This window comes from Prosthecobacter sp. (assembly GCF_029946185.1).
GTDB lineage: Bacteria > Verrucomicrobiota > Verrucomicrobiia > Verrucomicrobiales > Verrucomicrobiaceae > Prosthecobacter.
This window is the reverse complement of record NZ_JAQSEA010000304.1, coordinates 1-10,777: the sequence shown is the minus strand read 5'-3', so window position 1 is coordinate 10,777 and position 10,777 is coordinate 1. Positions and strand designations below refer to the sequence as shown.

Genomic DNA, 10,777 nt, shown 5'->3' with positions numbered 1-10,777 from the left:
GGCAGCGTCTCGCGCCTGGTGTGGCTGGTAGCGTTCGACCCGCGCTTCGGCCTGCTTGAGCAGTTCCACGGGAACAATGATGCGCCAGTCTTCCTTCTTGTGGTTGGTCGTCATGATGTGCCGTACGGCCTCGGCGCGGCTTTCGACCATGTTCACGTCATCGACCCGCATCACGGCCTCATGAAACTGCACCTTCTCGGCTTCAAAGCCGCCGGTGCGGAAGCGGAAGAAGACTTCACCATACTGATCCATCAGCGTGGTGAACGGGATCATGATCTGCGCTTGGGATGAGGCTGCATTGCCGGCCCCGGAGGCATCGGCACCTACCGGTGCACCTTCGTCTTCGAGGATGCCGATGACCTTGTAGTAGAAGCCTTTGACGCGGACGGATTTGCCAACGGGGGTGGAAAGCTGGAAGAGGCGCGCGGCGACGGTCTGATTGATCACGCAGACGGGCACGCTGTCCTTCATTTCGAATTCATTGAAGAAGCGGCCCTGCAGGATGCTGCGGTTACGCATCTCGGGATACACGGGCAGCACGCCCATGACCTGGCCGTCCACACTGCGGTCGAAGTTCCAGATGTTTTCCGATATGTAGCGGCTGGGCACGACGACACGAATGCCGGGCACCGTCTGGCGGATCTGGTCGATGTCGCGCAGGGTGATGCCGTATTCACTGATCATGCTGCGCGACTCACCGCTGGAGCCCTGCCCGTCCGGTGGCTTGGTGCTTTGCAGGATGATGTTCTGGCTGCCCAGCTTGCGGATCTGCTCCTGCGCCTCATGGCTTGCGCCTTCACCGATGGCGAGCATGGCAACGACGGAGGCCACGCCAAAGACGACGCCGAGCGCCGTGAGGAAGGAGCGCAGTTTGTGCAGCCAGATAGTCTTGATGCCGAGTGAGAGAGTGCGCCACAGGTGCTGGGGCGAGGCGATGAGACGAAAGACGGGATGCGAGGCGAGAAAAGACATTCAGGGGGGGCTGAGACATACGGCCTCAGCGGCATGAAATTGCCACGATCTTGCGCTTGCAGGAAATCACCCTGCGGTCTGAGATCACAGGTGCGGGTGTGTGGGGCTTGTTGCGAGAGGGGTTTGGCGGAGGTCTTGTGATTCTCTGGGGCCGTGGGGTCCGGCGCGGCCCTGCCGGCTGACTTTTCCCGCTCCATGCCGAAATACATCTTGCAAGATGCCCCGGCATCCCGCACACTTCACACCGTTCCAAGTTCTCTCAACTTGGTGAACACTTGGTGTTGTTCCCGGCAGGATTGCCGAAGTTTCTCCAGCTCTAGCGCTGATGAAACGCGCCCCCGCACTCGCTGCGAGGCCGTCTTTCCTACTGGAACTCACCGCGGCAAGGCCGCTCTCCCCCTACATTTCCCAAACCACACCGCACGGAAGGCCGCCGTCATTGTCATGGCCGCACCCGTTCGCTGCATTCCTACAGACATCGCTCTTCATCATGGCAGGCCACAATAAATGGTCCAAAATCAAGCGTGGCAAAGCCATCACGGATGCCAAACGCGGCAATGCGTTCAGCAAGCTGTCGAAGGAAATCACCCTCGCCGCGAAGCATGGCGGTGGCAGTATTGACATGAATGCCCGCCTGCGCAGCGCCGTCCTGGCGGCACGCGCGGCCAACATGCCCAATGACAACATTGACCGCGCCATCAAGAAGGGCACGGGTGAACTCGGCGGGGCGCAGATCGAAGAAATTCTCTATGAGGCCTACGCCCCGGGTGGTGTCGCGATGATGATCGAAATCGTTACGGACAACCGCAACCGCAGCGCCAATGACATCCGCGTCCTCCTTGGCAAGAACCAGGGCACCTTTGCAGACTCCGGCAGCGTCGCCTACATGTTTGCACGCCGTGGCGAGATCCGCCTCGACAAAGCCACCGCCTCCGAAGACCAGATCATGGAGATCGCCCTGGATGCAGGTGCCGAAGACATCCAGGAAGACGGTGACGACTGGATCGTTTACACCGCCACAGATCAATTGTTTCAAGTCAATGGTGTGCTGCGCGAAAAAGGCCTCACCACCAGTTCACAAAAGCTCATCTATCAGCCGCAGACCACCGTCACCATCAGTGATGTGGACACCGCGAAATCTCTGATCCGCCTCTACGACATCCTCGACGGCTACGACGATGCACATCACGTCCACGCCAATTTTGAAATCGACGACGCCATTGCCGAGCAGCTCGATTAATCCCCTCCCCTTTTCTGTTTATGTCTGACGAAACCACCGCCGAGCTCGAAGCTCCTAAAACCAAGCGCAAAGCCCCGGCCAAAAAAGCAGCGGTCAAAAAAGTCGCCAAAGCCAAAGCTGAACCCGTCGTGGAAATCGCGGTGGAAGCAGCCGCCCCAGCTCCTGCGAAAAAAGCGTCCCGAGCCAAAGCGAAAGCTGCCCCTGCCGCCGAGCCTGCTGAGGCCCCCGAGGCTGCGCCTGCTGCTGCGCCAGTGGTGGAAGCCGCCGCCGAGGAAGCCCCTGCGGCGGTCAAGCCCAAGGCGAAGGTGGCACGGAAGACTGCCAAGAAAAAAGTCGATGCAGCCGAAGCGCCCGAGCTGAATCTCGGCGGCAAGGAAAGCCCTGCGACACCTGCTGAAGCGCCCGCTGCCAGCGTCCAGGAGGCACCACCTGCCCCTTTCGCTGCTGCCCCTGCGCCCGTCGCAGCTTCTGCACCATCATCCGGTGCGCCAGCTGGGAACACGGCAGACGCGGAAGATTCTGAAGGTGACGATGATGCCGAGGGCAATGGCTCCGGTACTGAGCCCAACGGCCTGCCGCGCTACACCGTGATCGGTGACAACGGGCAGCCCCGCCCAATGACGGCCAAGGAGCGCCGCAAAGCCAAGTTTGAGCGCTGGAAGCAGCGCCGTGCGGAGCGTGACGCCCAGCGCCGCGCCGGTGTGCCTTACACGCCTAATCCGAATGTGAATCGTGACGGTGGTGGTGGCAATCGTGATCGTGATCGTGACAACGGAGGTCATCGCGACGGCGGCAATAATCGCGATCGTGACGGCGGTGGCCATCGTGAACGCGAGCGCGACAACGGTGCCCCGCAGCATCACGCCCAAGGCGGCCGCAACTACGAGCCGGAGCCAGAAAAACCCCTCGGCCCGCCGGAGCCTGCCAATGGCATTCTGGAAATGTCCCCGAAGGGCTACGGCTTCCTGCGCCGCAGAGAGCTTTCCTTTGCGCAAAATCCGATGGATGCCTTCATCGCGCCGGAATTCGTCCGCAAGTACGGCCTCCGCGAGGGCATGCAGATCGTCGGCGTCCAGTGCAAAGGAGCACGGGGACCGCAGATCACTGAAGTGACCGAGGTCAATGGCCGCAATCCGCTGGCCATGCGTGACCTGCCGCTCTTCGAAGAACTCAAGGCCATCAATCCGAACAAGCGCTATCAGCTTGAGACCACCAAGGAACGCCTGACCACCCGCGTCATCGACATGATGACGCCCGTGGGCCGTGGCCAGCGCGGCCTCATCGTCGCGGCACCACGTGCCGGCAAGACAACGATCCTTCAGCACATCGCTGAGGCGATGGTGACCAACCATCCCGGTGTGCACCTGATGATCCTGCTCGTCGATGAGCGGCCTGAAGAAGTCACGGAGTTCAAACGCATCCTCCCGCAGGCGGAAATCTACGCCAGCAACAACGACCAGGACGTGAAGAACCACACGCGCATCGCAACCTTCGCCATTGAGCGTGCCAAGCGCCTCGTCGAGTGCGGCGAGCACGTGTTCATGCTGATGGACTCACTCACCCGCATGGCCCGTGCGTTTAACAACACCGCCAAAAGCGGCGCTGTCATGAGCGGCGGTGTCGGCGTCGGTGCGCTGGAAATTCCCCGCCGGCTCTTTGCTGCGGCACGTAACACGCGCACCGCAGGCTCGCTCACGATCCTCGGCACGGCGCTGGTGGAAACCGGCACGCGGATGGACGACCTCATTTTCCAGGAGTTCAAAGGCACCGGGAACATGGAGCTCGTGCTCGATCGCAAGATCGCCGAGCAGTTCACCTACCCCGCCGTGAACATCTTTAAATCTGGCACGCGCCGTGAAGAACTGCTGCTGCAGACCTTCCAGCTCGACAAAATCCACATGCTCCGCCGTGGCCTCGCCGGCCACAAGCCGGTCGAAGCCATCCAGCGCGTCATCTCTCTCCTTGAGCGGTACCCTAGCAATGCGCAGATGCTGGTCGATCTGCCGAGCAAAACCTAGGCTCGGCAACGCTGTTCTTTGTTCGGGCTTGCGCCCGTTCGGGGCGGTCGTGTCACATTTTCCGCACTCCGCATTCGTCGTTGCCCCTTTCTGCCGCTAGGCGTATCCACTGGCATGCCTGCACCCACACGTGACATCAAAGTGGACGATGTATTGCCGCCGCAGGTGAATCCCATCGCGGCGAAGCTGGCGGCGAGCAAGGACCCCGTTAACAACGCGGCGGCCCGCATTCTCACGAAGTACCTCGATGAGCTGATGCGGGTGCCCGGCACGAATGTGCGGTTTGGGCTGGACCCCATCCTCGCGCTCATCCCCGCCGTGGGGGACACGGTGGCCTCAGGTGCTGGTTTCATCATTCTGCTCGATGCCCTCCGCAGCGGCATCCCCATCCACGTCTTTCTGCGCATGTCCCTCAACATGGGCATCAACTTCCTCATCGGGCTCATCCCAGGTGCGGGCGCTGTGGCCTCCGTTTTCTTCAAATCCAACTCACGCAATTTGAAGCTGCTGATGGCCTGGCAGGCCGGGCACAAGGCGAAAGTGCAGCGCAGCACGCTCCACTACTACGCCGGTATTTTCCTGCTCATCGCGATGGTCGTCGGCTTCGTCGCCATCGCCTGGGTCTTCTACGCCTGGCTCTTTTACTCTGTCGCCCAGGCGGTGATGCATGCCCTAGGGTTTGCGTGAAAAAGACGCCCCAGATCACCTTGCCTGATGGCCAAGACCACCGTGGCCTCTCTCCAGAATCTCTCGCGGCGGCGTTCCAGTCTCTGAAGTGCAAAATTCGGAGCGCTGCCACCCGAAGAGTCCGGCCAATAGACGAGGTTCTCCTAGCTCCAGCGGCCTTGTTGTTTGGCGGCCCTCCCCGTTTCAAAATCACAGAACCACGCTCCGTTTTTTCTTCTTTTTGCATCTCTTGACGGCCAATGTGTTCGCCCACAGCAAACCGCTGCTAACGTCTCCACAACTCCTATGCCGAAACCTGATCTCCACACCCTCGCTCCTGATTTTACCGCCCCGGTTATAGGCGGTGGTTATGAAGAAAGCGCCACCGTCACGCTGAGCCAGCTGCGGGGCCGGAAGGTGGTGCTGTACTTTTACCCCAAGGACGATACTCCGGGATGCACCCAGCAAGCTTGTGTGCTGCGGGACGCTTGGTCAGAGATGACCTCTGCAGCTCTGCTTTTTGGCATCAGCACGGACTCCCTCAAGCGGCACGGGAGGTTCATCGAAAAACACGCCCTGCCCTTCCCGCTCATCGCCGATCCCGACCTGGTCATCGTCAATGCGTACGGCGTGTGGGTCGAAAAAATGCTGTACGGCAAAAAGTATCTGGGCACCGAGCGCAGCACGTTCGTCATCAACGAAGAGGGCGTCATCACTGCCATCTTGGAAAAAGTGAAGCCGGGGGCCCACCTTGAGGGCGTGCTAGCGGCTCTCGCTTCGTAGGGGTGTTTTGCTCGCGTAAGGGGTGCTGGTGCACCCGAGGGTGCTCGTGGCGGCAAGATTTGCGGCTGGAATGGTGGCCGGATGAGGGGCTGACTGCGCGAGGGGCGGTAAGGTTCGTTTTCGAGGCCCGTAAATTCATCTTGTCGGAAGTGACGGCAACCGTGTATATAGATATAGATCAACAGCTTTTATTGAAAAATGAATCCGCCGCCGCCTGGAACTCCGCCGAATCCTCAGCCGCCACCACCTTCCCCTGGTGCCACTCAGCTGTTGCCGCAGGGTTATCCGCCGCAGATGCCTCAGGGGTATCCACAGGGCTACCCGCCGCAGATGCCTCAGGGATATCCACAGGGCTACCCGCCGCAGATGCCGGGGTATCCGCCCGGCTACCCGATGCCGCAGGGCTACCCGCCGGGGTATCCTCCCGGCTATCCCATGCCGCAGGGTTACCCGCCGCAGATGCCGGGATATCCGCCCGGCTACATGCCGCAGATGGCCATGCCGGCCATGATGCCACCTCCTGCGCCTTCGACCGGCACGGTGCCCACGGCTGCGCCTGATCACGCCAGTGCTGCGGTGCCGGTGGCCATGCCAGTGCCAACCGCTGCGAGTGTCATTCCCATGATGCCCGCGCCCAGCACGCCCATGTCAGTCTTGGCCGAGCCAGCCGATGACGAAGAGGTTGCCGTGGCAGCAGTGGTGGCGGAGCACCAGGAGGGTGAAGTGTATCACCCACCGGCGCTGACGCATATTGAGGTGGGCAAGCCGCCGAACCAGTTTGTGCAGATGTGGCGCAAGGCGGGTGCAAGCTCGCTGCTGCTGAGTATTTTGATTCATGCCGGTCTCGGTGTGGTCGCGCTGTTCATCGTGTTCCAGAGCGGAGTGATGGACAAGCAGGTGGACTTCCTCCCCGGTGGCGGCACCGCTCAGGGCGCCAAGGCCAGTGCGGATCTGCAGCACAAAGTGCAGCAGAAGAAGCGCAGCTCGATCAACAAGACCATGCCGATGAAGAAGCTGGTGAGCGCGAACATGAATTCCGCGATCACGCTGCCAGAGGCACCGCCGGACTCGCTGGAGATGCCGGACGTGAGCGCCATGATGGGTGGCGGCGCACTGGGAGCCAGCGCAGGATTCGGCCTTAGCGGAGCCGGTGGTGGATTTGGCAAAGGCAATGGGCTGGGAGCTGCAGGTGGCTTTGTGACCCTGCCCCCATCCATGCGCAGCCGCTGTTCCACGCAGGAACGACTGGAGAAGCTCCGCCAAAACGGCGGCACACCCGAGTGCGAAGCCGCCGTCTCCGCCTCCCTCGAATGGCTCAAAGGCAAGCAAAACCCCGACGGCTCCTGGGGCAAAAGCAACAAGGCTGCTTTCACCGGTCTGGCGCTGCTGTGCTACCTCGGCCGCTGCGAAACGCCCGAGTCGCCGTTCTACGGCGAAAACGTCACCAAGGGCATCATGTACCTGCTGGAAGTCGGCAAAAAGAACCCCTATGGCATCTTTTCGGAAACCGGGTGGAAGGGCGAAGCCGCTGGCGGCAAAGGCGGTGCAGGGACTTACGAGCACGGGATCGCCACGTATGCCCTTGGCGAAATGTACACGCTGGCCCGTCTCGGCAGCAAGAGCCTGCCCGGCATGCGTGAAGCCTTTGAAAAAGGCGTGAAGGTCATCATTGATACCCAGACCCCCAAAGGAGCCTGGGCTTATGGTGGCAAGGACCAGATCGTCTATAACAAGGACGCGGGTGCCGATCTTTCGGTGGTAGGCTGGCAGTTCCAGGCGCTCAAAGCGGCGAAGAACACCGGACTGAAAATCGACGGCCTGCACAGCTGCATCGGCAAGATGACCGATTATCTTGAAACCATGCAGACGAAGGACGGCGGCTTCGGCGGCCCGAACCGTGACGCGCATTACAATCAGTGGAGTCTCTCCGGCGTGGGTATTCTTGGCCTGCAGACGATGGCCAAGGGCAAGACCACGGCGATCAAGAAGGGCATGAAGTTCCTCACCGAGTTCCTCACTGCCGAACCTCTGGACTGGAACAAAAACTGCAACCTCTACTGCTGGTACTACTACACCCAGGCGTACTTCCAGCAGGGCGGCGAAGACTGGAAATTCTACAATCAGCAGTTCCTCCCGCAGATCCTCGGCGCGCAGCAGGCAGATGGCTCATTCAAGCATGGTCGCCCTAACTGGCCCGCAGGTGATGCAGCTGATCCGATCTACCGCCAGTGCCTTTGCACACTCCAGCTTGAGGTGTACTACCGCTACCTTAAAGTCGGCGACCGCGAAGAGTCGTCCTTCTTTGACAAGTAACGCCTGGCATCTCTGAGGCACGACGGGCACTCTTGCCCGTCGATCAGTGATATCGCAGCGTCCAAGGGCAGCCCAGATCTCGTAGCGCTGTTCGCCCGAGCATTGTGTTATTATAGCGATTCGCAAAACTCATTTCCGGGAAATGGCGGGTATGAAGAGATCATACCACGATCCATTGAAACCAGGTCTGTTTCTCTTGGCCTCAACCAGCCCCGCTTCGCACCAGCCCTGAAGGGGCTGCGTAGTCCAGCCCAGGGATGCCAGCTCGTCCTCCGTAGCTTGAGCGAAGGAGGAAGCCTCAGCGAGGCGACCCTGGGTATGGCAGACAATTCCGGGCAGCAAACCCAGCACGCCTCAATGCCACGCCGGGTTCCAGCAGCTTGTCCTTCGTAGCTTTAGCGAAGAATGGGCGTCTGCAGCGTGCCCCGCAGCACTCCTCTGCCGCAGGCTTCCATGGCTGCCATCATACGATTGACCGCTGCCACCGAAAACCACCTCAAACTCTCTTAACAGAATGCCATTCATTCAGACTCATGTTCATCTGCTCTTGGTATAAGATCTAGATTTCTCTGCTCCCTCTGCCTCTCCGCCCCTTTGCGGCAAAACCGAAAGTTTCCACGGCTTTCAAAGCTCATGAACCAGAGTGCCTCCACACGCGCCATTCCGGAAATCAGTTTCGGAAAATGCTAAAATTGGGAACCGTGAGGGCGGATGAAAGCACTGCTCAACGGGAGTGCCCATCGTACTTTTTAAGCTCCGACCTGCCGCAGCCATTCTTCCAGATTGTAGTAGTTCGTCACGCGCTGGACTTTGCCGTCGTGGAGATCAAAGAACGCGCCGACTCGGAGACGGTAGCGCTGGCCCGTTGCGGGGGGCAGGCCCGCATCTGTGGCCAGGTATTCGCCTTCAATAAAAAATTCCGCGGCACCTCTCGTCCCCTCTTCGTTCGCGAAGACGAGGAGATCGCAGACTTGCTCGCGATAGCAGCAGTCCATGCGGGTGAGGAAGACTTGGAAGGCCGCGCGCCCGGTTTCGGCACCGCCTTGATTGATGTCATGCACGATGTCGTCCGTCAGCAGGGCCAGGAATGCCTCCCGGTTGCCTGAATTGAAGGTGGCGTAATAAGTTTGGATGAGTGCGAGAGCCGGCTGCTGGAGTGTTGCCATGAGAAGCGGAGCATGAATTCACCAGCGCCAGCGTCAAATTAGAAAATGAGGATGGGAAATCCACGGTTGCGATAGTGGCGCGGACGGCTAAACATCCGAGGTCTATGTTTTCCCCCAGCATGGCGTGGTTAAGCTCCCGCGCATTGATTCTTGGCATCTGTTCTTCGTTCGTCACCGGCGGTACTGCACTTCAGGCGCAGTCGGCCGTTCTAGTCGTGGATGCCTTCAATAAAAAAGTGCATGTCGCCGCAGATGCGCAGGCAAAGCGCCCCGTCGGAGGCATGGCAAAAATCGCCACCGCCATGGTGACGCTTGACTGGGCGGAAGCCTCGAAGGTGGGCGTGGGCGTACTCGCCACGGTCCCGGCGTACGCTTTCCAGATTTCGGACGCGGGCAGCCTCGGCCTGCAGCCGGGAGATCAGGTCACCCTGCGGGATCTGCTGTATGCAACGATGATGAGCAGCGACAACATCGCCGCGATCACGCTGGGCGATTTCGTGGGGAAGGACCACCTCTCCCGCCTCCAGCGTGCCGGCCACCCGATGGAGGAGTTTGTGAAGCAAATGAACCAGCTGGCCACACGCGAAGGCGCACGTGCCACGCGCTTCACGAATCCGCATGGTTTGGAGAACTCCCGCCCCCTGCCCTACTCGTGTGCGGCAGATATCGCGCGGCTGGCCATCTATGCTGTGTCACGGCCTGCGCTGCGGTTTTACACCAATCAAGCCAGCCGGAGCATCACCATCTACCGTGCCGGGCAGCCGATCACGATGGCGTTGAGCAACACGAATCAACTGCTGGGAGTGGACCGCATCGACGGCATCAAAGCGAGCAGCACGGCACGCTCCAGCGGCTGCGTGGTGATCACCGCCGAGAAGCCTTCCAGCGTGCAGGTACAGGCGGACAATACAAGCCTGATCTACCGCCACCGCATGGTGGTGGTGGTGCTGGGCTCTGCGAATCCCTTTGGCGAGGCACGCACCCTGCTGCACCAAGGCTGGGCAGCCTATGACCGCTGGCTGGCCGCTGGCCGCCCGATCACTGACAAGCGCCAGATGCTTGATCAATTTTGAATATTTACGGAGCTTTTTCCGTCACCATTTAGCGCAACCTCTTTCCCAGACTATACCCCATGCGAATTGGAATTCTTAACAGCGGCGGCGATTGCCCCGGACTTAATGCAGTTATTCACGGCGTCGTCGGTGCAGCACAGACCCGCGGGTGGGAAGTCGTCGGCTTCCGCGATGGGTTTGAAGGCCTGCTGCCTCCGGGCGACTACATGATGCTGGATTCAGAAAAGACCATCGGCATCATGAAGCTGGGTGGGACGATTCTCGGTACGACCAACAAGGGCCACTTCGTCGCCAAGGTGGGCGAGGGCAATGTCTCCCAGGTGCCGGTGGAGATTGTGGAAAAAGCCAAGAACACGCTCCGCCACCTCGAGGTCGGTGCGCTGATCGTAGTGGGCGGAGACGGCAGCCTGACGACCGGCCTGCAGTTGTACCAGATGGGCATCCCGGTGATCGGCGTACCCAAGACGATCGACAATGACATCCAGGCCACGGCCACCTCGTTTGGTTTTGACTCTGCGGTGGCCACGGTGGTGGACGCACTGGACC

Annotated in this window: 9 protein-coding genes; 7 read left to right on the top strand and 2 right to left on the bottom strand. The window is 60.3% G+C overall.

What is annotated here, in order from left to right; all coding sequences use genetic code 11:
• Positions 1-972: ABC transporter permease (locus tag PSV43_RS24740; RefSeq protein WP_300204040.1), on the bottom strand; the 972-nt coding region annotated here is incomplete at its 3' end.
• 490 nt (positions 973-1,462) lie between these two features.
• On the opposite strand from PSV43_RS24740, the gene PSV43_RS24735 reads away from it, so the two are divergent.
• From PSV43_RS24735 to PSV43_RS24715, 5 genes are all read left to right on the top strand, one after another.
• Positions 1,463-2,212: a YebC/PmpR family DNA-binding transcriptional regulator gene (locus tag PSV43_RS24735; protein WP_300204037.1), complete on the top strand. Its 750-nt coding sequence runs from the start codon at positions 1,463-1,465 to the stop codon at positions 2,210-2,212.
• 20 nt (positions 2,213-2,232) lie between these two features.
• Positions 2,233-4,230, top strand: coding sequence for a transcription termination factor Rho (gene rho / locus PSV43_RS24730; RefSeq protein ID WP_300204034.1), 1,998 nt, complete (start codon positions 2,233-2,235; stop codon positions 4,228-4,230).
• 114 nt (positions 4,231-4,344) lie between these two features.
• Entirely contained in the window at positions 4,345-4,917 is a 573-nt protein-coding gene (locus tag PSV43_RS24725) for a DUF4112 domain-containing protein (RefSeq protein WP_300204031.1), read from the top strand.
• Positions 4,918-5,202: 285 nt separating this feature from the next.
• Positions 5,203-5,679 (top strand): peroxiredoxin, encoded by a 477-nt coding sequence (locus PSV43_RS24720; RefSeq protein WP_300204028.1) that lies wholly within the window; start codon positions 5,203-5,205, stop codon positions 5,677-5,679.
• A gap of 198 nt (positions 5,680-5,877) precedes the next feature.
• Entirely contained in the window at positions 5,878-7,992 is a 2,115-nt protein-coding gene (locus tag PSV43_RS24715) for a prenyltransferase/squalene oxidase repeat-containing protein (RefSeq protein WP_300204026.1), read from the top strand.
• Between the two features lie 749 nt (positions 7,993-8,741).
• On the opposite strand, the gene PSV43_RS24710 is transcribed toward PSV43_RS24715, so the two are convergent.
• Positions 8,742-9,158 carry a ketosteroid isomerase-related protein gene (locus PSV43_RS24710; RefSeq protein WP_300204023.1) on the bottom strand — a complete coding sequence of 139 codons (417 nt, stop codon included), beginning with the start codon at positions 9,156-9,158 and terminating at the stop codon, positions 8,742-8,744.
• Between the two features lie 119 nt (positions 9,159-9,277).
• Here PSV43_RS24710 and PSV43_RS24705 point away from each other — a divergent pair, with 119 nt between their 5' ends.
• Together PSV43_RS24705 and PSV43_RS24700 are read left to right on the top strand one after the other, a co-directional pair.
• The gene (locus tag PSV43_RS24705; protein ID WP_300204018.1) at positions 9,278-10,231 is read left to right on the top strand and encodes a serine hydrolase; all 954 of its coding nucleotides are present in this window, start codon (positions 9,278-9,280) and stop codon (positions 10,229-10,231) included.
• 59 nt (positions 10,232-10,290) lie between these two features.
• Positions 10,291-10,777, top strand: a 487-nt coding sequence (locus PSV43_RS24700) for a 6-phosphofructokinase (RefSeq protein ID WP_300204015.1), incomplete at its 3' end; no start/stop codon positions are given.